Raw genomic sequence first — 26,116 nt, forward strand, 5'->3', positions numbered from 1 at the left:
GCTGTCCCAACCTTTCTGGGAGACAGGGATCCCTAAGATCAAAGGCTCTGCTGTCAGTGCTCGGTTGCCGCACGTCCCCCCGGGGAGGTTGGCCCACCGGTTGGCCGGCTGACACCCCACTCCAGAAGCCCTGGGCTATGCCACGACTGACCCGCCCTGTTTGGCCCCACTGCGACAGCCCTGCGCCGGCTGCCGTGGCGGGGGAGAAGGACGCCTGCGGGGTGGGTTTCCTGGCCGCGTTGAACGGCCAGACGTCCCATTGGGTGCTGCAGCAGGCCCTGCGGGGACTGGGCTGCATGGAGCACCGCGGCGGCTGCGGTGGGGACGGTGACTCGGGCGATGGCGCTGGCGTGCTCTGCGGCATCCCCTGGACCTATCTGGAGGCCGTCTGGCCTGCGGCGGCGGCAGCGGCAGGCGAGCCCCGCGGACTCGGCATGGTGTTCCTGCCCGCCGACCCAGCGCGCCGCGACCAGGCCCGCGCCTTCTGTGAGGCGGAGGCGACCAGCCTGGGACTCCGCTCCCTTGGCTGGCGAGCCGTGCCCGTGGATCCCGCCGTGCTGGGCCCGATGGCCCGCTCCACGGCGCCGCTGATCGAGCAGTGGCTGCTGGCCGCCGATGTGGATGGTGACGGGCTGGAGGGCCTGCTGTTCCGACTGCGTCGCCGCTGCGGCGACCGGGCCCGCGAGGCCTGGGGCCCCGGTCCGCACGACCTCTACTTCGCCTCCCTCAGCAACCGCACGGTTGTGTACAAGGGCATGGTGCGCTCGGAGGTGCTGGCCGCCTTCTACGCCGACCTGCGCGATCCCCGTTTTGCCGTGAGTTTTGCGGTGTATCACCGCCGCTTCAGCACCAACACCCTGCCCCGCTGGCCCCTGGCCCAGCCGATGCGCCTGCTGGGCCACAACGGCGAGATCAACACCCTGCTCGGCAACATCAACTGGGCCAAGGCCTCCGAGGTGAACCTCGAGGCGGTGTGGGGCCATGCCGCGGCCGACCTGCGCCCGGTGGTGAACCCCGCCTTCAGCGACTCGGCCAATCTCGACGCCACCCTGGAGCTGCTGGTGCGCAGCGGCAGGCCGATCACCGAGAGCCTGCTCACCCTGGTGCCCGAGGCCTTCCGCGATCAGCCCGAGCTGGCCGACCGGCCTGACATCCAGGCGTTTTATGAGTATTCCGCCTGCACCCAGGAGCCCTGGGACGGCCCGGCCCTGCTGGTGTTCGCCGATGGCCGCAGCGTGGGCGCCACCCTCGACCGCAACGGCCTGCGCCCGGCCCGCTACTGCATCACCAGCGACGGCTTTGTGGTGATGGGCTCCGAGACCGGCGTGGTGGATGTGCAGGAGAGCAGCATCGTGGAGAAGGGCCGGCTCGGGCCCGGCCAGATGCTCGCCGTGGATCTGGAGAACGGGCGGCTGCTGCGCAACTGGGATGTGAAGCAGGAGGTGGCCGAGCGCCATCCCTACGCCGTGTGGCTGGCGGAGCATCGCCGCAGCCTGCTGGGCCAGCCCTGGCAGGAGCAGCGCCAGCTGAGTGACCTCGATCTGCTCCAGCAGCAGACCGCCTTCGGCTTCACCGCCGAAGACTTCGATCTGGTGATCGAGGACATGGCCAGTGCGGCCAAGGAGCCCACCTACTGCATGGGAGATGACATCCCCCTGGCGGTGCTCTCCAGCAAGCCCCACCTGCTCTACGACTACTTCAAGCAGCGCTTCGCCCAGGTCACCAACCCGCCGATCGACCCGCTGCGCGAGAAGCTGGTGATGAGCCTGGAGATGCATCTGGGCAAGCGCGGTTCACCGCTGCGGCCCGATCCCGCCTCGGCGGCGGTGCTGCATCTGGGCAGCCCGGTGCTGAACGAGGCCGAGCTCCAGGCCCTGGGCCAGCAGGGCCTGCCCACAAGCACCCTCAGCACCTTGCTGGCGATCGACGACGGGCCGGCCGGTTTCGAGAGTGCCATCCAGCATCTCTGCCGCGAAGCGGAGGCGGCCGTGCGCACCGGCAGCCAGATCGTGGTGCTCTCGGATCGCACCGACCGGGACGGACGGCCTGGCGCCCCCACTGCCACCACCACCTACATCCCCCCCCTGCTGGCGGTGGGCGCGGTGCACCATCACCTGCTGCGCCAAGGGCTGCGGCTGCAGACCTCCCTGGTGGTGGAAACAGCCCAGTGCTGGAGCACCCACCACCTGGCCTGCCTGATCGGCTTTGGCGCCAGTGCGGTCTGCCCCTGGCTCACCTGGGAGACCTCCCGCCACTGGCTGGCCCACCCCAAGACCCAGAAGCTGATCGAGCGGGGCAAGCTGCCGGCCCTCACGGCCTCCCAGGTGCAGGCCAATGTGCGCAAGGCCCTCGAAGACGGCCTGCGCAAAATCCTCTCCAAAATCGGCATCTCGCTGCTGGCCAGCTACCACGGCGCCCAGATCTTTGAGGCGATCGGCATCGGCGCCGATCTGATCGAGCTGGCCTTCGCGGGCACCACCAGCCGGGTGGCTGGCCTGAGCCTGGCGGATCTCGCCAGCGAGACCCTCAGTTTCCACGCCAAGGCCTTCCCGGAGCTGAACCGCAGCAAGCTCGAGTTCATGGGCTTCGTGCAGTACCGCACCGGTGGCGAGTTCCACCTCAACAGCCCGGAGATGGCCAAGACCCTGCACGCCGCCGTGGCCGAAGGGCCGGGCTACGACCACTTCGCCACCTACAAGACCCTGCTCGAGAACCGTCCGGTCACCGCCCTGCGCGACCTGCTGGAGCTCAGGCCCGCCCCGGCCCCCCTGCCCCTGGATCAGGTGGAGAGCGTGGAGAGCATCTGCAGCCGCTTCTGCACCGGTGGCATGAGCCTCGGAGCCCTGTCCCGCGAGGCCCACGAGGTGCTGGCGGTGGCGATGAACCGCATCGGCGGCAAGAGCAACAGCGGTGAGGGAGGCGAGGATCCGGCCCGCTACCACCCGCTCCCGGATGTGGATGGCGAGGGGCGATCGGCCACCCTGCCCGGAATCCGCGGGCTGCGCCCTGGCGACAGCGCCTGCTCCGCCATCAAGCAGATCGCCTCAGGCCGCTTCGGGGTGACCCCGGAATACCTGCGCAGTGGCCAGCAGATCGAGATCAAGGTGGCCCAGGGCGCCAAACCCGGTGAAGGCGGCCAGCTGCCCGGCCCCAAGGTGGATCCCTACATCGCCTGGCTGCGCAACAGCAAGGCCGGGGTGGCCCTGATCTCGCCGCCGCCGCACCACGACATCTATTCGATCGAGGATCTGGCCCAGCTGATCCATGATCTGCACCAGGTTCACCCCGCCGCGAAGGTGAGCGTGAAGCTGGTGGCTGAGATCGGCATCGGCACGATCGCCGCCGGGGTGGCCAAGGCCAATGCCGATGTGATCCAGATCTCCGGCCACGACGGCGGCACCGGCGCCTCGCCGCTGAGCTCGATCAAACACGCCGGCACCCCCTGGGAGCTGGGCCTGAGCGAGGTGCATCGCTCCCTGCTGGGCAACGGCCTGCGCGATCGCGTGCTGCTGCGCGCCGATGGCGGCCTCAAGACCGGCTGGGACGTGCTGATCGCGGCCCTGCTGGGGGCCGAGGAGTATGGCTTCGGCTCGGTGGCGATGATCGCCGAGGGCTGCATCATGGCCCGCGTCTGCCACACCAACAACTGCCCGGTGGGGGTAGCCACCCAGAAGGAAGCCCTGCGCCAGCGCTTCACCGGTCTGCCGGAGCACGTGGTGAACTTCTTCCTGTTCGTGGCCGAGGAGGTGCGCCAGCTGCTGAGCGTGCTCGGCGTGGCCCGCCTCGAAGACCTGATCGGCCGCACGGAACTGCTGCAGGCCCGCGAGGTGCCCCTCACCAAGACGAGCTGCCTGGATCTCTCCTGCCTGATCGATCCGCTGGTCGAGAGGGCGGAGCGCTCCTGGCTACGCCATGACCCCCAGGCCCACGGCAACGGCCCAATCCTGGAAGACGCCTTGCTGCAGGATCCCGAGCTGATGGCTGCCATCGAAGGCCACGGTGCCATCAACCGCAGCCTGGCGATCGTCAACACCGACCGCAGCGTGGGCGCGCGCCTGGCCGGCGAAATCGCGGCCCGCCATGGCAACCGCGGCTTCCTGGGCCAGCTCAACCTCAGCTTCACCGGAGCCGCCGGCCAGAGCTTCGGGGCCTTCCTGCTGCAGGGCATGAACCTGCGCCTGGTGGGCGACGCCAACGACTACGTGGGCAAGGGCATCAACGGGGGCCGCATCACCGTGCTGCCTCCCCCAGGCGGCAGTGATCCCGGCAGCCAGGTGATCCTCGGCAACACCTGCCTCTATGGCGCCACCGGCGGCGAGCTGTTTGCCCTGGGCCGCGCCGGCGAGCGCTTCGGCGTGCGCAACAGCGGTGCCAAGGCCGTGGTGGAGGGCACCGGCGACCACTGCTGCGAATACATGACCGGTGGCGTGGTGGTTGTGCTCGGCCCCACGGGCCGCAATGTGGCGGCGGGCATGACCGGTGGTGTGGCCTTCCTGCTGGATGAGGCCGGTGGCCTGGCCGATCGCCTCAATCCGGAGACGGTGGTGCTGTGTGACCTCACCACGCCTGAGCAGGAGGGGCTGCTTCGTCCGCTGCTTGAGACGCACCTGGAGACCACCGGCAGCAGCCAGGCGGCCAGGATCCTGGCGGACTGGAGCAGCTGGAAGAGCCGGTTCAAGGTGCTGGTGCCGCCCAGCGAGAAGGAGACGGTGGGACTCCTGGCCGATCGCCAGGCCGTGGCAGTCTGAGGTTGCTGGCTTGTCAGAGAGTCTGTTTTGGACCACGGGACCCCTGAGACTGTGATTCACTGGGATCAAGGCCTTGTATGCGCAGAGAGTTAAAGGCAAGTCGTGCCGCTCACGCGTCGATTTAGTCCTGAATGATTCATGCCTGCACAAGTAGCAGACATGAATCATCACTGCTTCTCAGCCATTCCTAAAGGTACATTGATGTACCTCTCCTTGGCTTCTCGGCAAGCCTCACTTGCTGCGCACGAATAATGATCCTAAACCTGTCGTCAACGCGTGGCGCCACAATGAGTGGACAAGCAAGACTGAGATGATGGCTCTCCTCCAGTCCGTTGAGACATTGATTTTTGTCACTACTGACTTGAGCCCTGCTAAACTGCAAAAGACTGCAGTCTAACCATTCGCACTGATGGAAAGCGTGTCAATGTCTACAGGATGTCTGAAGCCTTCTCTGGCCTCGATGTTGTCACACCCATTCGATCTGGTTTGATGGCCTATTTAACATCAACTTGCACCCCAACCAGTCTACTCCTAGTCATTGCTACGGCCACAAGGACCACCGATGCTGCTTAGCTGGACCCATCTCAAGGCTCATGCCAAGCCACTGCTTAGCGGATGTCTGGTTTGGTCCTTTGAAGCGATCGATCTCGAATAAGCTTGGCCTGACCAAGACAACAGCACTGGCTCTTGATTTCACCAAAAGAATTACAGATGTCTAGAGATATTCCCGAATCCTTGGCCATCTGCGCGGCAAAGAATGAATGTCGCTATATCTTAGAATGGATTGCCTACTACAAAGTCTTGGGATTCGATCAACTCCTCATCGTTACTAATGATAATACGGATCAATCTGTGGAGGTGCTGACCAAACTCGTCAGCACCTTTGATTGGATTCATTTCATTGAACATTCAGTCTCAAGCGAAGATATTGCTCCCCAGGTCCAAGCCTACTCACTGGCCAAGCAATGGATGGATGAGCGCAGATACATCGGCCTTGTAGGAGTATTTGATGCTGATGAGTTTCTTGTCATTAATTCTGGTCAAGGAGTCAAGGAGTTCTTTGCTGCTTACTCTCCAGCAGATGTTGTTTTAATTAACTGGAGAATCTATGGATCTTCTGGGCGGCAGAGCCGTCAGGATTCACTTGTAATCGAATCTTTTTCTTATTGTTCTATGGTGAACTTTAATCACAATATCAACTTCAAGGCCCTGTTTATGGTCGATGAAAAGTTGCGCGGATTCGGGCCCCATTTTCCTCGATATAAAGATCCGCAAAGCAGAAGCTATGTAATGGCTGACAAGTTACCAGTCAATATTCGTTTTCTTGGCGAGAAACCCTATACAAAATATGCACGGATAGCGCTTGAGCGTGCACAAGTCAATCACTATGCTGTTAAAAGCTTTGAAGAGTTTCTTTGGCGCGGAAATCGTGGAAGAGGAGCGCAGTCACTGAAGCAGTCAAGGCAACAGCCACGCCATAATAGTGTCTATTTTCAAAGGATGGACCAAAACGATGTTCACATGCCAATGACACCACTGCTGGCCACGGAGACACGAAAGATGATGCATCACCTCTACATTAACTCTGGGCTTCAAGACCTACTTCCATCCTCTTACTTTGGTTTGTGAAAAGTCTCTTCAAACACAGGCAGAGCGTGTGAGGAGGCTAAATCCATTACAGTCGACCTTTGAAGCCCGAGAGACTCAGGACTTCCTTGGCCCCAATCAGACCAAAAGACAGTAGATAATAAACTATTCATCGGCAAGACTTCTATAGTCGTAATCACCATACCCAAACTCTTCAATGTCATCTGAATAGATTTGCGCAACTGCCATAATCTGGCTATCGGTAAAGTACTTGGCTCCCTTCTCTCTTTCGATTGTTTTCTCTGGATGAGAAATGGATAGTCTAAGACCTAAAAACTCCTCAAGCCCACTCCGATTGCCTATATCTTCAAGATGGTGATACATGAAAGGACTCTCTATCTTCGAAGGAGACACGAAGGTGGCCATTGGGCGAAAGTGCAGAATATTAATAAAGTCTCCTGGGCGATCTACAAAGTCTACAAGGAAGCCGCGAAAGTCTCCTTGATAGCGATCAAGAAACTCTTTTTGAATTGACTTGTCAAGGCGATTGCCTGTGCCCCCTGCTGACAAGTATTGAAACGCACTGAAGAGTCGATCCCACGGATTACGAGAGAGAGTGAACCCGCGGTAGTATTCAATGGCTTTGCCAAGAATCCGTTTCATCTTTCTATAGCTCGTATGGCCTGCAGCCCTGTGCTGAAAGAGATTAGAGGCGCACACTTCAGTTCCTCCAGTCTTGGGAATATGGATGAAATAGATGTGATTCAAGTCAGATACCGGCGCATTGGGGCTTATATCAGACCAGCTCCGTTTGCCGAGCTCCACCTCAAGATCCTCAATCCCAGCGCCTATATGCCTGTCAAATGGCATCATCTTTTTCGCAACTAACATGAGCTGTAGCGATAGCTCGGGCTCTGTATGTCGCAGCGCCATACTCACTTGTTTTATGGCTTCTGCATCCCCAGAGTTTAAGAGCTGACTGTTGAAGTGCGAGCCATTAATTCGTGATAAGATGTTATGCATCGGTAGGTTGGGGCTGTAACTCTGTCGAAACACTCGCTTGGTGCCATGCCTCTTCGTTAAGGTGATTTGGTTTTGAAGTTGATGGATGGTGAATGGTAGTCTCTCCAACTCCTCCTTGAGCCTGCTGAGATACTTGTCAGCGGCAAAGGTATCGATGTCCCGGTTGCAGTTGTGCTTGTTAAAGTAGTTTGACTCCCCAGTTAGCAAGGCCTTTTCGGAAGCAACTCTTCCATTCCCACGCAGACTCTTCCAAAGGTACTCTTCTTCAGAGCGCAGGGCGTAATGGTTGAGCTGAGATAGGCAGTGATAAATTGGCGCATCATCATCTCTAATGGGACTCTTGCCATTGATGTAGGCTTCGGGGACGCTTTTGACTGGAAGGCATGAATAGACAACTTTTGGCTTGCATCCCTTTTGTCTGACAGGCCGATGGTTGTTGATCTGAGTGTAGAGAGCTGGATCGCATCTAGCGATGCATTTGTAGAGTCGATTCAGAGGTGTATCCTGATCTGATAAGACAAATCGTTCGACTGTAGGCCTTGAATCATAGTGGTAAATCCCAGATGATCCAAAGTGTTTCCAATTAATCATCACCCCATCTGGGTATCCTAAGTCTGCAAGCCACTGATCGACTGTATCGTGCTTTTTGAGAACCAGGAACTCGTCACAGTCGAGCCAGGCTAAATATGGGTATGGCTTGCGGCTCAGGCCAAGCAGCTCCTTGGAAAGCTCTTTAAATGCCAGTAATTGCGGGTTTCGGTCGATGCAGCCTTCTCGTGGTCTCCATTCAATGAGTTCCTCTTTCTGGAGTTCGCGCAACATGTCGTCTGATCCATCGTCATTGTCATTCGAAAAGACGACGACCCTGTTGAATCCAAGTTGCCTATGGTGTAAAATCCATTCTGGCAGGTATAGGCCTTCGTTTCTTGTGGTAGTGGCCAGAATAAAGTCCATTCTTGTGTGTGGTTGAATGTTGATCAGTCCGATGATCCGTCGTGCCTTGGTGCGGTGCAGTTAATAGGCATGCAGGACAGGACAGTCTCTAGGCGTAGCAGCGTCCCATTGAGTGGTGTAACTCGGGAGGATCAGCCCCGGCGTAGCCGGGGCTGACGGCTCACCTCCCTCAGATCTCAGCTGTGGCAATGGGTGGGGACCCCAGGGTGGGCCGGTCTGTGACCCTGTTCGGAGCACTACCACCAAACCGAACACAGACCATGACCCTCACCCATAGTGGCGCCTCCGAGCTGAGCCAGCTCATGGAGGGCACCACCTCTGGCGCGCTGATTCCAGAGATCGTGCGCCGGGGCTTCCAGGATCTCCTGGAGGTCGAGGTCTCCGCTGCCATTGGAGCCACGCGCCATGAGCGCTGCCCTGATGAGCGCACGACCCACCGCAACGGCTACCGCCAGCGGGGCTGCTCACCACCCAGGTGGGCGACCTCTGTCCGGCGACAATCTGGTTGAGGGGTCGCGCCGATCTGGTTGACCGCTCCTGAGGGGCTGAGCTGAATCCGGGTGCCATGCGCAGGGCACCCGTAGATGCCTGCTCCCCTCACCGCCCAGCAGATTGCGCTGTACATGTCGAAACGACGAGCCGGCAGCCGCCAGGAGGTGGCTGCCGCAGCGGCCGGCATCTCGGTGAGCAGTGCCCACCGCATTGATGCCGGCCGCCTCCAACCCAAAGCCGCCACTCCCCGCACCAGGCGCCGACCCGATCCTTTGGCCGAGGTGTGGGAGCCGCTGTTGCAGCCGCTGCTGGAGCGCCATCCAGCGCTCACGCCCACCACGCTGCTGGAGCACCTGCTGGAGCACCTGCAGGAGCAAAAGCCTGATCAGGACTGGAGTTCGCTGAAACGCACCCTGCAGCGGCGGGTGCAGCAGTGGAAGGCCCTCCACGGGCCGGCGCCGGAGGTGATGTTCCCGCTGGCTTACCAGCCCGGCGAGATCGGCTTCTGTGATTTCACCAAGGTCAAACGGGTGCCGATCACCCTCCGTGGTGAACCGTTCCCCCACCTGCTGTTCCATTACCGCCTGGCCTGGAGCGGCTGGGCCTACGGGCAGATCGTCCACGGCGGTGAGAGCTTTGTCGCCCTCTCAGAAGGCCTGCAGAACGGCCTGGCTGCCTGCGGCGGGGTGCCCAAAGAGCTGCGCACCGATCGGCTCTCGGCCGCCAGCCGCAACCGGGACGGCAGCTATGCCCTCGACATCACCCCCCGCTACCAGGCCCTGTGCGCCCACTACGGCCTCAGCCCCAGCCGCAACAACCGGGGTGTGGCCCACGAGAACGGCATCGTCGAGGGTCCCAACGGCCATGTGAAACGGCGGCTGGAGCAGAAGCTGATCCGGCGCGGCAGCTGCGATTTCGAGGAGCCGGCCGAATACGGCGAGCTTCTCGCTGAGGTGTTCAGCGCCCTTAACGCCCCCCGGCAGCGGCGCTATGAGCAGGAGCTGGACCATCTGGCCCCTTTGCCGGCGTTCCGCTTTGCCGACTACGAGCGGCTCACGGTGCGGGTGCGCAGCACCAGCACGATCGAGGTGCGGCAGGTCGTTTACTCCGTGCCACCCACCCTGATCGGGCGCCAGGTCACGGTGCGGCTGCACCACGACCGGCTGGTGGTGTTCCTGGGCAGCGACTGGGTCTGCCAGCTCCCCCGCGCCTATGGCGCCGCAGGCGAGAAGCGGGCCTGGTGCATTGATCTGGAGCACCTGATCGATGGCCTGCGGGCCAAGCCCCGGGCCCTGCTCCATTGCCGCTACCAGCGCCACCTCTTCCCGGATCAGCGCTGGTGGGAGTTCTGGCAGCAGTTGCTGGCCGGCGGTGACCGTGACGGTGCGGCCCGGCTCATGGCGGAGGCCCTGTATGTGGCGGTGCGGGTGGCCTCGTTTGAGTTGGTGCTCGCCTTCCTGGAGCAGGCCCAGCGCCGCCAGTCCCTGTCCCTCTCAGCTCTGCAGCAGCGCTTTCGCGTGCCGCCCCGCTGCCCGAGCCTCCCCGATCCCGTCATTCCCCAACACCTGCTGGCCTCCTATGACCACCTCCTCCCCGCTGCCGCGCTCCCAGGCGGTGGAAGCGGCCCTGCCGCTGCTGCTCAAACAACTCAAGCTGGCGCGGTTTCGCAGCCACTGGCAACCGCTGGCCGAGCAGGCTGAGGCCCAGGGCTGGAGCCCGGGCCAGTTCCTCTACGCCCTCTGCGAGCAGGAGCTGGAACAGCGGCAGACCGCCCGCCAGCAGCGGCTGCTGCGCGGTGCCCATCTCCCCTGGCAGAAAGGCCTCGACGGTTTTGACCACCAGCACCTCGATCCCCGCCAGTGGCAGGAGCTCCAGGGCCTGGCGCGGCAGACCACCTGGCTGCTGCAGGCGGAGAACCTGCTGCTGTTTGGCCCCAGCGGCGTGGGCAAGACCCACCTGGCCATTGCCATCACGACGGCGATGGTGGCGCAGGACCAGGTCTGTCGCTTCTTCCCCGCCACCACGCTGGTGCAGTTGCTGCAGAAGGCCAAGGCGGCCTACGACCTGCCGGCGATGCTGCAGAAGCTCGATCGCTACGCCCTGCTGGTGATCGACGACATCTCCTACGTGCGCCGCAGCGAGCTGGAGACCTCGGTGCTGTTTGAGCTGATCTGCCACCGCTACGAGCGCAAATCCCTGCTGGTGACCAGCAACCAGCCCTTCCGCGAGTGGGACGACTCTGAATGGAGCCTCCTGGCTATCGAGTAGTCAGCTGCCTCAGGGTTGTGATGTGCGGCCATGGGATACCTTCCTGATTTTAATCGAATTTGTAAAACCACTTCTTCATGTGGCCGAAATCGTCTAGTACCCGCTGCTGGATTGCCTCTGGAAGTCTCGTGAGGTGCTCGACAGCCGTTGAGATGTTGATGCTTTTACCTCGAGTATTTGGATATCGGCTGTCGATGATGTTCAGGTATCGCAGCGATGGCTTCAATCCCACGTGGGTAAACATCCTGTCCAGCGTCTGCCTTGTATTCAGACACAAATCCTCTAGGGGGGCTACTAGACATTGTTCGGACTCCCATGCATAGAGATAACCTTCATAGGCCTGCTCCATGTATCCGCGCTTCGCTGGCATCCACTCCTTATACCAGGCTTCGATGTCTTCAGCTACCCGCTTGGATCGGCGGAAGTCAGACCATGCTATCGCTCTCGGATCCTTGATCATTGCGATGATCGGCGTCTTCGTGATCTCGGCAACAACGGGTAGATTAATAATGTATCGCGGTGTTTTGTCAAATCGTATCTTCGGCTGCTTGTCCTGAAATAAGCCAGAATGTTGATAAAGCTCGCCGTAAAACTCCTCGAAGCTGTCGGTGTCGCAGCTGCTGGCTAGGTCCCTCTCGGAAATCTTCCAGCCGGCCAACATGTGCTGGTAGAAAGGTTGTCTCTTGGGGAAGTCGCGTGGTGTGATGCAGAGCAGCACGCCACACTCGAATCCCGAGTCACAGCCAGGCACCTGCCGGAATAGGTCTGATGCCAGCGTCGTGCCACTGTGCTCGAGGCCGCAGATGATGAAATCAATTCCATCTCTATGTTGCGCTTCTGTCATACTCGCTGTCTCGCTCACAGGGCAGCATACACAACCTCATGCAACCAGTCCTTGGCGCCATCACTCGCCGAGAGCCTTTGCTCGGCGTTAGATACATCCTTGATCTGCTGCTGATTCCAGTGCTCATGATCATGCCCTGTGAGGTCTTGTATCGCCCGAGCGAGTGCAACTGATTCATTGGGTTTAACGATCTGTCCGGCGTCAGGTTGCTGTCGGAGGGGATCAGCGAGAGCGCCGACATCGGAGGCGATGACGAAGAGTCCGGCGCTGATGGCTTCCCGTGTGACGAGGCCAAAGCTTTCGGGCCAGATGGAGGGAGCGATGAGAACGTCCTGGCTGGCATAGAAGTCGGCCATGTGGGCCATAGCGACGGGTGGAATGAAGCGCACGGGGTAGCCATTCCAGAGTGAGGTGTAGGGCTGCTCCTCTTCCTGGAGGCGGTGATCGATGATCGTGAAGGCAAGGTTCAGCCCAGTCGGCAGCTGGTGAACGGCCTGGCGAAGGATGGGGTAGCCCTTGTGCATGGCCATGCCGCCGATGTGGCAGAGGCGCAGGGGCTGATCGGGGTCCCGGGGTGTGCGTGGCTGGGCCGGTGCCATGGGCGTCCAGCTATTTTCGAGCACCTGCACGTTCTCGATACCGGTATGTTCGTAGACATCGCGGAAAGTGTCTGAGACGGCCAGGCGTGTGCGGGCGCCCTGGAGAATGGCGGCGAGGCTGGCGCGGCGTTCAAGAGCGTTGCCTTTCTGTTGGGGTGTGGGGCTGCCGTCGATGTGATCGAAGGGCTTGGCGGGATCGACCACACGGCCGCCGGGTGTGACGAGGAAGAGCTCTGGGCTGAGCCACCAGCCGTCGTGGAGGCTGACGATGTAAGGAACGCCGAGCTCCTGGGCAACGGCCAGGGGAGAGGCGGTCAGCACCTGGCAGCAGTGACAGTGGATCAGGTCGAACTGCTCCTGCTGGAACCAGCGCCTGCAGAAGGCCTCGACGCGGGGATCGTGGATGTCGGCCCAGGACCTGGGCGGCACGGCGAGCCGCACGACCCGAGCGCCGTGCCAGTTCCAGACATCGAGGGGGAGGGCGTCGGAGTTGGTGTCCTGCCAGGTGTCGTGGTCGATGCAGAGCACGGTGACGTCGTAGTCGTCGCCGTGGTTCTGGAGGATGTCGAGCACCTGGTCCTGGGCGACGCGTGTGGCGCCGCCGAAGCTCTGGGGGGCAAAGAAGACGTTGATGACGAGGAGTTTGCGGCGCTGGCTGGTGGCGAGGCTTGCGGTGCCGTTCAGCTGGTACGGCGTGCGGAGCTGCTGCTGCCAGAAGTGCTCGGCGACTCCGTCGTTGAAGAGGCTATGGATCTGCTGCTGGGCTTGGACGACGAGCTGCTCGGCCAGGGCGGGATCGTCGAGGAGGCGCTCCACCTGGCTGACCCACTGGTCCTGGTCGGTGGCGGTGAGCAGGTGCTGCCCGTCCTGGCCCACGTCGGTGTAGGCGCGCACGGGGGAGGTGATGCAGGCGAGACCGAGCAGGCTGGCCTCCATCCACTTGATGGCGCTCTTGCCGTCGGTGGTGGGGTGGGGTTCGAGCGGCACCAGGCAGATGGTGCCGTCGGCGAGGTGCTGGAGGTACTGGGCGTAGTCGCCGTAGGGGAGATGGCGGATGCGGGTGGTGTGGGGCTCGAGGCAGCTGGGCAGGTTGAGGTGGCCTAGCAGGGTGAGCCGCAGAGCGGGGTGGCGCTTGAGCAGGAGGGCGACGGCGGGAGCGAGCTGCTCGGCCCAGATCTGCTTGTGGGCGAGGGTGCCGGAGCTGACGACGAGGTGGGGAGCTTTGGCCTGGGGGGAGTCGGCCAGGCGCCTGGCGAGGCCCTGGAGCTGAGGCAGGGGCAGGTTGGGAAGGATCAGGGGCTCGTAACCGGCGTCGCGGAGGGTTTCGGCCAGGGCCGGTGTGGAGGTGATGACGGCGTCGGCCTGGGTGAGGGGCCAGCGCTGGAGGGGATGGTCGAGGCGCAGCCGGAGATGGTGATCAGGGGTGATGGAGCCGCCGTAGCTGGGATAGGGGGCCGGGAAGTCTGCGGTGAAGACGAGGTCGTCGACCTCGGCGAGCACGCGCTTGCCGGCATGGCGGGCGAAGGTGAGGGCTCGGATGAGGCTGTAGGTGGCCGGGGTGCGGCAGAAGATGACGGCATCGGCCCAGGCGATCAGCTCGGTGCAGCTCCAGTCGTCGAGCTGGCCGCGGTCGATGCAGCGCACCTCGGCGCCGAGGCGCTCGAGCTGAAGGCGTTTCTGTTCAACGCGGTAGAGCCAGCACTGGGAGAGGGCCTGCTCGCCGATCAGGAGCCAGCGCCGGGGCGGCTGAGGGGATGGGGGAAGGGGCTTGCAGCCGGAGCCGGGATCGCTCCAGAGGGCCTGGGCGATCTGGCTGAGCATGGCGATGGCCTGTTCACGCACAGCAAGGCCGAGGCTGGCGGGCTGATCGAGGGCGATCAACTGATCGACCACAGCGAAGGCCTGGGTGTTGATGTGCCCGCCGAGCTGATCGAGCAGGCGGCGGGTGAAGGAGAAGCGTGGGTTGCTTTGCTGCCAGGTGGAGACCAGGGGCAGGAGTCGCTGGAGGGCGGCCTGCGTGGTGACAAGCGAGTCCTTGCTGAGTTCCAGTAGGGCAAGGGCCTGATCGAAGGCCCCGAGAGCGGGGTCGCCCTGGGCGATGCGCTGGTGGTGGAGCGCGATGGCGACGTTCAGGGCCTCGCCACGGCGGAGCTGGAGGCGCAGGCGGTCGGGGGAGTCATTGCTGCCGTTGGGCTCGAGCAGGTTGAGGAGGGTGTCGGCGAGCTGGAGATCCCCGAACACCTGGTCGACAAGACGGGCGAGGCTGCGAATGAGCGGAGCCAGGTCTGAAGGTTGGGGCGGTTCGTGCTGGTTCAGCAGGGTGGCGACAACCACGTTGAAGAGTGGTCTGAGCTGATCGGCCCAGCAACGCTGTTCGCCGGCGGTGGGGGCGAAATGACACCTCTCGGAGAGCTGGGCTGTCAGGTGTTGGGTGAGATCAGAGGCGTTAGGGAAGGGAGTGGAGGGAGAGCTGAACTGATGCAGTTTTCGGTTATCCCAGCTCTGGCAGAGATAGGCAAGGGCGAGAAAGATGAGCTCGGCACGGCCGCAGCTTTCGGCTTCAACCCCCAGAAGGAGAGCTGGGTTGTCGGCGGCGGCGCACTGGGCGAGGGCGATGGGTGAGGTGTGCCAGACGCCGGCTAGGGCGGAGAGCGCGCACCACTCCACCAGCAGATGGCGACATCGTGAGAGGTGTGCGGCCGACAGTTCCTGGGAAAACAAAAGGCTGAGTTGCTCGGTCTCAGGTTCGCGCAAGGCCCGCTTCACCAGATACTCAAGAAGGAAGGCCTTGCCCCCTGGCTTTAATGACCAGTCACCACGGCCCAAGGTGGCCAGATGATCACTGGTCACGACCTTGATCTGGAGATGATCGAGAGCCTCCAGGGTCTGGATTGGCAGAGTTGAAAGATCCAGCTCGATGGCGAAGCCGCAATGGATGCGTTCGATACCCCGACGGGCTACGTCGCTACGGGGGAGATCGGCCTTGCCGCGCCCGACCACGACTCCTGCGATCATTACCTTGAGTTCAGGAGAGACTCCTGGGATCAGTTGGTGGCACCAACCGATCAAAACCCCCTGGTCGTTGAGCTCCTCTACGACTCCGCCGACCCTGGTTGGGTTAATCGGGCAGAATGTAGTCGTGGTGTCCATGGCTTTTAAAAAGCGAACCAGGGGAGGCGTTGATCGTCGGTCGAATTGGACATGTAGATTCATTTCTTGGCTCTCCCAAAGAGTGGGATTAAAATCCCTTGCGGTTGCGATCAGAGAGAGGCGAGGAAAAGCTTCTGCTGTCCTAATGTAATCCAGAAGAGGATGCTCGCTGGCTGGGAGTCCTGCGCTGAGTGCCTTCCTTCGTTCGCGAAGATAGTGTTGACAGTCGAACAGTGGGTGTGGGCTGATAAGATGCTGGAAGGGTGGCCGAAGAGCTGCGAATTGAGTTAGTGTCGACTGATTTGTATCGAGTGAAATGCGCCAATAACTTAGTTGTGCCAGAATGTGCTCTGGAATGAACAGAAGGCCTTGAGGTTCTTGGCCCCTAGCGCTGAGATTCAGATGGTTAAGCAGTCTTGGGACTGTAGCTCTAGAGGGTTTGCCGAATGCGGGCATTCCCGTCAGCAAGACGCAAGCCACCTCGGCATGGCTTTCGGGCCGTATAAATGCTTTCAAAATGGCATTTAAGGGCCATTTTTTGCGCCACTTGTGCTGATTGACTGTGGGCTTGACGACGCTAAGCCATCCCGAAGCGCTGAGTTTGCCAAGCTCGTGCAGCAGTCTTGTCGGCTGAATATGATTTAACCGATATCTCTCGATGATTTCGAGCGCAATACTTGCTAAATCACTCTGTTGTGAATTGTCTGTTGAAGCGCTAGGCGATCCCGTTCCCGTTAATCTTGTTAAGGACTGGCCGTGGTATCTCGCCCTGCTGACCTTGAGGAAGTGCTGAAATCTAGTGCTCATTCTCGGGGTTGGGAGTAAGTAGGCCCCTGCTCGGCGGCTTCCTGTTGTGACTGAGCCAAGCTCACCCCGGCTTGCAGGCATGTTGGCTGGTCTGATACCTGAAGGCTTGGTCTTTCAGCGCTGCAGGCTTTAGTTAGATGACAACCCTAATGCAGCAGGGGGTTATGCTCGGTGCCAAGCGAAGCTGCGAATGGTTGGTTTTCGGTTATCGAGGATACTGCGCCATCAGGCGCTGAACCTCTCCCGCGTGGTAGCTGCTCCGCGTCAGAGGCGTGCTCACCACCTGGAGGAAGCCCAGGGACCCCTCGCCGTGGTGCTGGTACGCCTTGAATTGCTCAGGGGTCACGAAGCGATCCACCCGTAGGTGCTTCGGCCCTGGGGAGAGGTACTGGCCAATGGTCACGATGTCGACAGCGTTGGCGCGCAGATCACCCAGCACCTCCAGCACTTCGGCATCGCTCTCGCCCAGCCCCACCATCAGCCCTGATTTTGTGTAGGTGCGAGGCCAACCCTGTCTCACCCGCTGCAGCAGCTCCAGGGATCTGCCGTATAGCCCTTGTGGCCGCACACTCTTGTAAAGGCGAGGCACCGTTTCGATGTTGTGGTTGAGCACATCGGGTGCCGCGGCCATCACCGCCGCCAGGGCCTGCCAGTTGCCGCAGAAATCCGGGATCAGCAGTTCGATCGTGGTGCGGGGGGAGCGCTTGCGCACTTCGGCCATGCAGGCCACAAACTGGCTGGCCCCGCCGTCAGCCAGGTCGTCCCGATTCACCGAGGTGATCACCACGTGGCTGAGGCCCAGCCGGGCCACCGCCTCCCCCAGCCGCTCCGGCTCGCTGGGGTCGAGGGCCCGCACGCTCTTGTCGAAGTCGATGTCGCAGTAGGGGCAGGCCCTGGTGCAGCCCGGGCCCATGATCAAGAAGGTGGCGGTTCCCCCGGCGAAGCATTCGCCGATGTTCGGGCAGCTGGCCTCCTGGCAGACCGTGTTGAGCTTCAGATCCAGCAGCAGTTCCGCCACCTCGCCGATGCGCTCCCGCTGGGGGGCCTTCACGCGCAGCCACTCGGGTTTCAGCAAGGGGGCAGACCGGCCCGGAGCAGACCGCAGCTGAGGCCCACTCACTCTAGAAAGCTGGTTGCCCCGCAGGTCTGGCTGCTGCTCTCGGCACCCCGCCGCCAACTGCTGCGCCGGCGGCGCTCCTCCATCGGCGGTCCTCTAAAGTCCAGCCCATCGGGATGTAGCGCAGCTTGGTAGCGCACTTCGTTCGGGACGAAGGGGCCGCAGGTTCGAATCCTGTCATCCCGACTTTGGCTCAGCTCAGCTCGGCTCCCGGGTAGCCCCTGGGGGTCACCATGCGGCCATCACGGCAGTAGCTGGTGCTGTTCCCCACCAGCACCAGGGTCAGCATGTCCACAGTCTCGATCGGCAGCTCCCCCAGGCTGTGCAGGCTCACCTGCTCATCCGCACGCCCCAGCTGCCGGGCGATCACCACCGGGGTTGTGGCGGGCCTGGCGGCCAGCAGGATCGCCCTGGCCTGCCCCAGCTGCCAGTCGCGGTCGCGGGAGCGGGGGTTGTAGAGCGCCACCACGAAATCCCCGGCGGCCGCGCTGCGCAGGCGCTGCTCAATCACCGGCCATGGGGTGAGCCGGTCGCTGAGGCTCACGGTGCAGAAATCGTGCATCAGGGGGGCCCCCGCCCGGGCCGCCGCCAGCTGGAGTGCCGAGATCCCCGGGTGCACCGTGAAGGAGGGGCGGGCATCGCCCGCTTGCTCCAGCCACAGCTCCAGGGCCAGGCCGGCCATGGCATAGATGCCGCTTTCGCCCGAGGACACCAGGGCCACGCTCAACCCCTGGTTGGCCAGGTCCAGGGCCAGGCGGCAGCGCTGGCGCTCCTCCGTGAGGCGGCCGTCGAGGCGCAGCTGATCTGGCCGACGCAGGGGCTCGAGCAGGTCGAGGTAGAGCCCGTAGCCCACCCACACACTGGCCTCGGCCAGGGCAAGGCGCCCATCCGGGGTGAGCAGATCCAGCCGCCCCGGACCGCTGCCCACCAGGTGCAGGTGGCCCCGTTGGGGAGCCCACTGCTCCTTGGCCAGGGCAATGGCCAGGGTGGCGGCACCCCGTTCGCCTGGGTTGGCCCGTTCGATCACTTTGGCCTGCAGCAGCTGGGCGCCGGGACCCGCCGCCAGCAGGGCAGCGGCTTCGGCCACGCTGGCGGTGCCCATCTCAGCGGCCACCAGCGCCGATGGCGTGGGCACCGCTACGGCGCTCAGGGCCGCGGCAGGCAGCCAGCGCAGCGGCCAGTGGCGTTGGCGGGCCAGCTCCAGAAGGGCCGGTTCATCGGCCTTGCGGTCGATGCTGGCCAGCCCGGCGATGGCCTCCTCCGCCAGGTTGAGGCCCTGCAGCTGCTGGTTCACCAGCCGCTCCAGCAGGGCCAGGCTGGTATGGCGTTCGCAGCCGATCCCGAGCCACAGCCCCGGTGGGTGCCAACGGCAGCCGGGTCCCCGCTGCACGGTGATCAGCAGCTGGTGCGCCGGATCGCCGTCGCTGGGGGCCCAGGCTTGAACGGGCGGCAGCCTGCGACTGGCCTCGAGCTCCAGCCAGCGGCGACTGCCCTGGTTCTGCTGCAGCACCAGCTGGCCTGGATCCCGGGCCGCTCGCTGCATCAGGGCGCTCCAATCGCCCCCGGGGCCGCGCCGCCAGCCCCATCGCCTCCCGAACTGATCCAGGGCCAGGGTTCCCGTGCCGCTGCTGCTGCCCGTGCGCACCACCTGACCCCCGAGCAGGGCGGCGACCCGCTCGGCCAGGGCTTCGGCTCCGGCTGCGTGGGCTCCCAGCAGGGGAATGGCGAACTGGCCCTGGGGATCGAGCACGACCACGGCGGGATCGTGGTGCTTGTCCACCAGCAGGGGCGCCACCAGCCGCAGCACCAGGCCACAGGCTCCCACCACCACAAAGCCGCGGGCCTGCGACCACTGCTGCAGCAGGGCTTCCCTGGCGCTCGGGGCGTTGTCGCTGCCCACGCGGTGGGCGATCAGGCCCGCCTTCAGCAACGGCCCCAGCAGCTGATCTCCGCCCGGACTGAAGCTCAGCCCCCAGAATCCTTCAGCAGCTGCGGCGACGTCCGGCGCCGCGATGATCGCGTCCCTGGTCGCTTCGCTCACGGGGCCCACCGCTGGCGCAGCCGGGTCCAGGGGGCCTGGCGCTCAGCTGCGGCCAGGTTGCCGTCGGCCTGGCTCGACTCGCGCTCGGACGCAGCGGTCGGGCTGCGGCCCTGCTGCGCGCTGGCCGGCTGCGATTCCGGTGCTGCCGGCTGCGGTTCTTTCTGGGCCAGTGGCTGGTCATCGGGTTTGGGCTGCTCAGGCTCCCCAGCGGTCTCAGCGTCATCCGGGAGGGCCGCCTTGGCGGTGCTCTGCTGAGCAGACGTTGGCTCAGCTGCAGGAACCGCGGTCAGGCCCGCGCCTGCGCCTTCCGCTTCGGCGCTGCCCCGGTCGCCCCTGTCCTGGTCGCCTCTCTCCTGGCCTGCGCCGGGGAGGCTGACACTGCTTTGCTGTTCAACTGGTTGGGTTGCTTGGCTGGCTGTGGCCTCAGCGTTGCTGGAGGCTGGCTCGACGGGCTGCTCTCCCAGGAGCTGGGCCAGTTGCTGGGTGCTCAGGGATGGGGCTTCCCAGGCGGCGGCTGGAGCCAGCGGATCGATCCACACCTCGCGCACCAGGCTGTTGAAAGGTGGGTTCAGGGCCGCCCCCTGGCCATCCACCAGCTCCAGCAACACGGCGTTGGAGCCTGGTTGCCAACCCTTGAGCCAGAGCGGCGTGCTGTCGTCCACCAGAAAGCTGTCGCCGTTCACCGTGATGCGCAGCCGCCAGCTCCCATCCCCTGGCCGCAGCCCCTGCAGCGGGGCATCCCGCAGCAGCCAGTCCACAAGCACTGGTTGGTGCCGGGCGCTCGCCAGGGCGGCCGTGGGGATCAGCTGGGGGCTGCCTGGGGCCGGCTGGCTCAGGGGGTTGGTGTTGACGCGGGCCAGCCGGATCTGGTCGAAGGCGCCGGGATCCTTGACGGCCTCGCCCCATGGCCTGGCGGCATAGGCACTGATCCGGTGGCTGCCGGCGCCCAGTTCCGGCAGCTCCACCTGCAGGCTGGCGGTGCCTGGGGCTGGAGCCTGGCTGAGGCGGATCGGGTCCCGGTCGTCGATCTGCACCACCACATGGGCGCCCAGCCCCAGCTCGCCCGCATCGGCCAGCGGCCAGTCGCGAACGGCCAGCTCAAGGGTCCAGGGCCCGGCCTTCAGCAGGCTGTTGTCGGCAGGGGCCTGAATCCGCACCCCGGGGTGGTGACTCGCCAGGGCCGTCTGCAACTGGGCCACGGCACCCGGAGGCGGCACTTCCTGCAGTCGTCCCGAGGGTGCCAGCGGGCTGATCGGCCCAGGAGCCGGCTGGTCCGGACTGGCTCGCAGGGCACGGCTGCCACAGGCTGTGGCCAGCAGGGAAACCAGCAGCAGAGCAACTGCCAACGGGCCCAACCGCTGCCTGATCCTGGCCAGACCCCTTGCGGCTGGTCTGAGCCGCGCCTCTGCGCTCAGCTGCGCCCTCACCCTCTCTGGCCCCCGGAAGCTTGCCCGCATTCTGCTGGCAGGGGGCGATGCAGATCCGCCTGTGTCATCGACAGACTTCTTTTCAGGGCGACGTTGTAACAAAGGGCCTGGAAAGTGCTCAGATGGGGTATCTCTAACTGCCTTGCAGACCCCAGTGCTGGCCTGGGAAAGCGCCGCATTGAACCTTTGTAACTGGGTGCCCAAGGGGCATGGATTTGGCCCTTATAGTGCCGCCAGCGGTCCCCTACCTGGGGCCCAAAGCCCCAGCCATGGCAACGGATCTCGCGGCTTCGCGAGCCTGCTGCCGGCTGGAGCCCATGACCGGTCCGGCTCCGGCAGGTCCAGTCATGGGGCCCATCCGTCATCGATCTCCGCCCCGTGCGGATGCGATGGCTTCCAGGGGTGGATCACCACCTCGACCCCGTCCCTCGAGGAACGTCTCGATGACCATCAGCCCACCAGAGCGTGGGGAAAAGGCCAAGGCCATGGTCGACCGGAACCCCGTTCCGGCCACGTTCGAGCTTTTTGAAAAGCCCGGACACTTCGACAGAACCCTGGCCAAAGGTCCCAAAACCACCACCTGGGTTTGGAACCTCCACGCCAACGCTCACGATTTCGACAGCCACACGAGCGACCTCGAAGAGGTCTCTCGCAAAATCTTCTCGGCTCACTTCGGCCACCTGGCCGTCATCTTCATCTGGCTGAGCGGTGCCTTTTACCACGGTGCCCGCTTCTCCAACTACACCGGCTGGCTGGCTGACCCTCTGCACGTCAAGCCTTCAGCCCAGGTGGTCTGGCCCATCTTTGGCCAGGAAATTCTCAATGGTGATGTGGGTGCCGGCTTCCACGGCATTCAGATCACCTCCGGACTCTTCCATGTGTGGAGGGCCTGGGGCTTCACCAATGAGTTCCAATTGCTCTGCACGGCAATCGGCGCTCTGGTGATGGCCGGCCTGATGCTCAACGCAGGCGTCTTCCACTACCACAAAGCAGCCCCCAAGCTGGAGTGGTTCCAGAACGTTGAGTCGATGCTCAACCACCATCTGGCTGGACTGCTGGGTCTGGGCTCCCTGTCCTGGACAGGACACCTGCTGCATGTGTCTCTGCCCACCACGGCCCTGATGGATGCCATTGATGCCGGCCAACCGCTGGCCATCAACGGCAAGACCATCGCCTCCTACGCCGACATCCCTCTGCCGCACGAGTTCATCAACCAGGATGTGCTCTCGCAGCTCTACCCCGGATTCGGTGCTGGCATCTCCGCCTTCTTCACCGGTAACTGGGCGGCCTACAGCGATTTCCTCACCTTCAAAGGTGGCTTGAATCCTGTGACAGGCAGCCTCTGGATGACAGACATTGCGCATCACCACCTGGCGATCGCCGTGCTGTTCATTGTGGCGGGCCACATGTACCGCACCAACTGGGGCATTGGCCACAGCATCAAAGAAATCCTCGAAGGTCAGAAGGGCGACCCCCTGCTGTTCCCGGCTCCCAAGGGCCACGATGGTCTGTTTGAGTTCATGACCACCAGCTGGCATGCCCAGCTCGGCGTGAACCTGGCCCTGTTCGGTTCGCTGACCATCATCGTGGCGCATCACATGTATGCGATGCCGCCCTATCCCTACATCGGGATTGATTACCCCACTCAGGTTTCACTCTTCACCCACCACATGTGGATTGGAGGCTTCCTGATCGTCGGCGCCGGTGCCCACGCTGCCATCGCCATGGTGCGTGACTACGACCCCGCCAAGCACATCGATAACGTGCTTGATCGTGTCCTCAAGGCCCGCGATGCCCTGATCAGCCACCTGAACTGGGTGTGCATCTGGCTCGGCTTCCACAGCTTCGGCCTCTACATCCACAACGACACCATGCGTGCCCTGGGCCGTCCCCAGGACATGTTCAGCGACTCCGCCATTGCTCTGAAGCCCATCTTCGCGCAGTGGATCCAGGGTCTGCACGCCGCTGCAGCCGGCAGCACCGCTCCCAACGCCCTCGCCGGCGTGAGTGAAGTGTTCAATGGCGCCGTGGTGGCGGTGGGTGGCAAGGTTGCCGCTGCGCCGATCCCCCTGGGCACGGCGGACTTCATGGTCCACCACATCCACGCCTTCACGATCCACGTCACCGTGCTGATCCTGCTGAAGGGTGTGCTCTACAGCCGCAGCTCCCGCCTCGTTCCCGACAAGGCGAACCTCGGTTTCCGCTTCCCCTGCGACGGCCCCGGCCGTGGCGGTACCTGCCAGGTGTCGGCTTGGGACCACGTGTTCCTCGGCCTGTTCTGGATGTACAACTCCCTGTCGATCGTGATCTTCCACTTCTCCTGGAAGATGCAGAGCGACGTGTGGGGCACCGTCAATGCCGACGGCACCGTCCAGCACATCACCAACGGCAATTTTGCCCAGAGTGCCATCACCATCAATGGTTGGCTGCGTGACTTCCTGTGGGCCCAGGCCGCACAGGTGATCAACAGCTATGGCTCGAGCTCCAGTGCCTATGGCCTGATGTTCCTGGGTGCCCACTTCATCTGGGCCTTCAGCCTCATGTTCCTGTTCAGTGGCCGCGGCTACTGGCAAGAGCTGATTGAGTCCATCGTCTGGGCTCACAACAAGCTGAAGGTGGCGCCGGCCATTCAGCCCCGCGCCCTTTCCATCACCCAGGGCCGTGCCGTGGGTGTCGCCCATTACCTGCTGGGCGGCATCGCGACCACTTGGTCCTTCTTCCTGGCCCGCATGATTGCGGTCGGCTGACCTTTCCTGACCTTTCCCAATGGCAACGAAATTTCCTTCGTTCAGCCAGGGTCTGGCACAGGACCCGACAACCCGCCGTATTTGGTACGGCATTGCCACGGCTCACGACTTCGAGAGCCACGACGGCATGACCGAGGAGCGGCTTTACCAAAAGCTGTTCTCCACCCACTTCGGTCACCTGGCCATCATCGGCCTCTGGGTTTCGGGCAACCTGTTCCATATCGCCTGGCAGGGCAACTTTGAGCAGTGGGTCACCGATCCTCTGCATGTCCGTCCCATCGCTCACGCGATCTGGGATCCCCACTTCGGTGAAGGCGCCATCGCTGCCTTCACCCAGGCGGGTGCTTCTTCTCCGGTGAACATCGCCTATTCCGGTCTGTACCACTGGTGGTACACGATCGGGATGCGCACCAACGCTGAGCTCTACCAAGGGGCCATCTTCATGATGATCCTCTCGGCCTGGGCCCTGTTCGCCGGCTGGCTTCACCTTCAACCCAAGTTCAGGCCTTCCCTGGCCTGGTTCAAGAACGCTGAATCCCGGCTCAACCACCACCTGGCTGTGCTGTTCGGCTTCAGCTCGATCGCCTGGACCGGACACCTGGTTCACGTGGCCATTCCTGAATCCCGTGGTCAGCACGTCGGTTGGGACAACTTCCTCTCCGTGTCGCCTCACCCGGCAGGTCTGGGTCCCTTCTTCACCGGTAACTGGGGCGTTTACGCCCAGAACCCTGACACCGCTTACCAGGTGTTCGGCACCGCTGAAGGCTCAGGTACCGCGATCCTCACCTTCCTGGGTGGTTTCCACCCCCAGAGTGAGGCCCTCTGGCTCACCGATATTGCCCATCACCACCTGGCGATTGGCTGTATTTTTGTGATCGCTGGCCACATGTACCGGACCAACTTCGGTATCGGTCACTCGATCAGGGAGATCCTTGAGGCTCACAACCCACCCAAGGGCACCCCTGGTGACCTCGGCGCTGGCCACAAGGGTCTGTACGACACCATCAACAACTCGCTCCACTTCCAGCTGGGTCTGGCCCTGGCCAGCCTCGGTGTGGTGACGAGTCTGGTGGCTCAGCACATGTATGCCCTGCCGTCCTATGCGTTCATCGCCAAGGACTACACCACGCAGGCTGCCCTTTACACCCACCACCAGTACATCGCCATCTTCCTGATGTGCGGTGCCTTCGCTCACGGTGCGATCTTCTTCATCCGTGACTACGACCCCGAGGCCAACAGGAACAACGTTCTTGCTCGGATGTTGGAGCACAAGGAAGCGATCATCAGCCACCTGAGCTGGGTCTCTCTGTTCCTCGGTTTCCACACCCTGGGTCTCTACGTCCACAACGACGTGGTCGTGGCCTTCGGCACTCCCGAGAAGCAGATCCTGATTGAGCCGGTGTTCGCCCAGTTCGTGCAGGCTTCCTCCGGTAAGGCCCTCTACGGCATGGACATTCTGCTCTCCAATTCCGAGAGCATTGCGTCCACCGCCTGGCCCAACTACGGCGCCGTCTGGCTGCCTGGTTGGCTGGACAGCCTCAACTCCGGCACCAACTCCCTGTTCCTCCAGATCGGTCCTGGTGACTTCCTGGTGCACCATGCCATCGCGCTTGGTCTCCACACCACCACCTTGATCCTGGTCAAGGGCGCCCTGGATGCCCGGGGTTCCAAGCTGATGCCCGACAAGAAGGACTTCGGTTACTCCTTCCCCTGCGACGGCCCCGGCCGTGGCGGCACCTGCGACATCAGCGCCTGGGACGCCTTCTATCTGGCTGTCTTCTGGGCCCTCAACACTGTGGGTTGGGTCACCTTCTACTGGCACTGGAAGCACCTCGCCATCTGGCAGGGCAACGTGGCCCAGTTCAACGAATCCAGCACCTATCTGATGGGCTGGTTCCGCGATTACCTGTGGCTCAACAGCTCCCAGCTGATCAACGGCTACAACCCCGCCGGTTCCAACAACCTGGCGGTCTGGGCCTGGATGTTCCTGTTCGGCCACCTTGTGTGGGCAACGGGCTTCATGTTCCTGATCTCCTGGCGTGGTTACTGGCAGGAACTCATCGAGACCATCGTCTGGGCACACCAGCGCACCCCGCTCGCCAACCTGGTGGGCTGGCGTGACAAGCCTGTGGCCCTGTCCATCGTTCAGGCCCGGGTGGTTGGTCTGGCCCACTTCACCGTGGGTTACTTCCTGACCTACGCGGCGTTCCTGATGGCCTCCACCTCCGGCAAGTTCGGCTGAGTCTCAGCCTCAAGCTTGTCTCTTCGAGGGACTTCTCCAACCCCGGCTCGCGCCGGGGTTTTTTCTTGTC

The 26,116-nt window shown here is 62.8% G+C and carries 13 protein-coding genes and 1 tRNA gene; 8 read left to right on the top strand and 6 right to left on the bottom strand.

What is annotated here, in order from left to right:
- The first annotated feature begins 137 nt into the window (after positions 1-137).
- Both gltB and ACWJIO_RS10510 read left to right on the top strand, forming a co-directional pair.
- The gene (gltB, locus tag ACWJIO_RS10505) at positions 138-4,748 is read left to right on the top strand and encodes a glutamate synthase large subunit (protein ID WP_480313298.1); all 4,611 of its coding nucleotides are present in this window, start codon (positions 138-140) and stop codon (positions 4,746-4,748) included.
- A gap of 687 nt (positions 4,749-5,435) precedes the next feature.
- Entirely contained in the window at positions 5,436-6,377 is a 942-nt protein-coding gene (locus tag ACWJIO_RS10510) for a glycosyltransferase family 2 protein (protein ID WP_480313299.1), read from the top strand.
- Positions 6,378-6,500: 123 nt separating this feature from the next.
- Here ACWJIO_RS10510 and ACWJIO_RS10515 read toward each other — a convergent pair whose 3' ends face one another.
- Positions 6,501-8,312 carry a glycosyltransferase family 2 protein gene (locus ACWJIO_RS10515; RefSeq protein WP_480313300.1) on the bottom strand — a complete coding sequence of 604 codons (1,812 nt, stop codon included), beginning with the start codon at positions 8,310-8,312 and terminating at the stop codon, positions 6,501-6,503.
- Positions 8,313-8,614: 302 nt separating this feature from the next.
- Here ACWJIO_RS10515 and ACWJIO_RS10520 point away from each other — a divergent pair, with 302 nt between their 5' ends.
- The 3 genes from ACWJIO_RS10520 (at position 8,615) to ACWJIO_RS10530 (ending at position 11,072) form a co-directional block, all read left to right on the top strand.
- Complete coding sequence (locus ACWJIO_RS10520; RefSeq protein ID WP_480313385.1) at positions 8,615-8,821, top strand: transposase; 207 nt, start codon at positions 8,615-8,617, stop codon at positions 8,819-8,821.
- 75 nt (positions 8,822-8,896) lie between these two features.
- Positions 8,897-10,504: an IS21 family transposase gene (gene istA / locus ACWJIO_RS10525; protein WP_480313301.1), complete on the top strand. Its 1,608-nt coding sequence runs from the start codon at positions 8,897-8,899 to the stop codon at positions 10,502-10,504.
- Positions 10,419-11,072 carry an ATP-binding protein gene (locus tag ACWJIO_RS10530; RefSeq protein ID WP_480313386.1) on the top strand — a complete coding sequence of 218 codons (654 nt, stop codon included), beginning with the start codon at positions 10,419-10,421 and terminating at the stop codon, positions 11,070-11,072. Before istA ends, ACWJIO_RS10530 begins: the two co-directional genes overlap by 86 nt.
- A gap of 49 nt (positions 11,073-11,121) precedes the next feature.
- Here the strand turns inward: ACWJIO_RS10530 and ACWJIO_RS10535 are convergent, their stop codons facing one another.
- From ACWJIO_RS10535 to lipA, 3 genes are all read right to left on the bottom strand, one after another.
- The gene (locus tag ACWJIO_RS10535; protein WP_480313302.1) at positions 11,122-11,916 is read right to left on the bottom strand and encodes a sulfotransferase; all 795 of its coding nucleotides are present in this window, start codon (positions 11,914-11,916) and stop codon (positions 11,122-11,124) included.
- 14 nt (positions 11,917-11,930) lie between these two features.
- Entirely contained in the window at positions 11,931-15,530 is a 3,600-nt protein-coding gene (locus ACWJIO_RS10540) for a glycosyltransferase (protein ID WP_480313303.1), read from the bottom strand.
- 1,147 nt (positions 15,531-16,677) lie between these two features.
- On the bottom strand, positions 16,678-17,577 hold the full coding sequence (lipA, locus tag ACWJIO_RS10545) for a lipoyl synthase (RefSeq protein ID WP_480313387.1): 900 nt from the start codon (positions 17,575-17,577) through the stop codon (positions 16,678-16,680).
- A gap of 124 nt (positions 17,578-17,701) precedes the next feature.
- Here lipA and ACWJIO_RS10550 point away from each other — a divergent pair.
- Positions 17,702-17,775 (top strand) — tRNA-Pro (locus ACWJIO_RS10550).
- A gap of 7 nt (positions 17,776-17,782) precedes the next feature.
- On the opposite strand, the gene cobJ is transcribed toward ACWJIO_RS10550, so the two are convergent.
- Together cobJ and ACWJIO_RS10560 are read right to left on the bottom strand one after the other, a co-directional pair.
- Entirely contained in the window at positions 17,783-19,603 is a 1,821-nt protein-coding gene (cobJ, locus tag ACWJIO_RS10555; RefSeq protein ID WP_480313388.1) for a precorrin-3B C(17)-methyltransferase, read from the bottom strand.
- Positions 19,604-19,626: 23 nt separating this feature from the next.
- Positions 19,627-20,976: a hypothetical protein gene (locus tag ACWJIO_RS10560; RefSeq protein ID WP_480313304.1), complete on the bottom strand. Its 1,350-nt coding sequence runs from the start codon at positions 20,974-20,976 to the stop codon at positions 19,627-19,629.
- A 524-nt stretch (positions 20,977-21,500) separates the two neighbouring features.
- On the opposite strand from ACWJIO_RS10560, the gene psaA reads away from it, so the two are divergent.
- Both psaA and psaB read left to right on the top strand, forming a co-directional pair.
- The gene (gene psaA / locus ACWJIO_RS10565) at positions 21,501-23,804 is read left to right on the top strand and encodes a photosystem I core protein PsaA (RefSeq protein ID WP_480313305.1); all 2,304 of its coding nucleotides are present in this window, start codon (positions 21,501-21,503) and stop codon (positions 23,802-23,804) included.
- Between the two features lie 19 nt (positions 23,805-23,823).
- Entirely contained in the window at positions 23,824-26,046 is a 2,223-nt protein-coding gene (gene psaB, locus ACWJIO_RS10570; RefSeq protein WP_480313306.1) for a photosystem I core protein PsaB, read from the top strand.
- Positions 26,047-26,116 lie beyond the last annotated feature (70 nt).

The sequence above is a fragment of the Paraciimarium castrense LEGE 11436 genome, assembly GCF_056633055.1.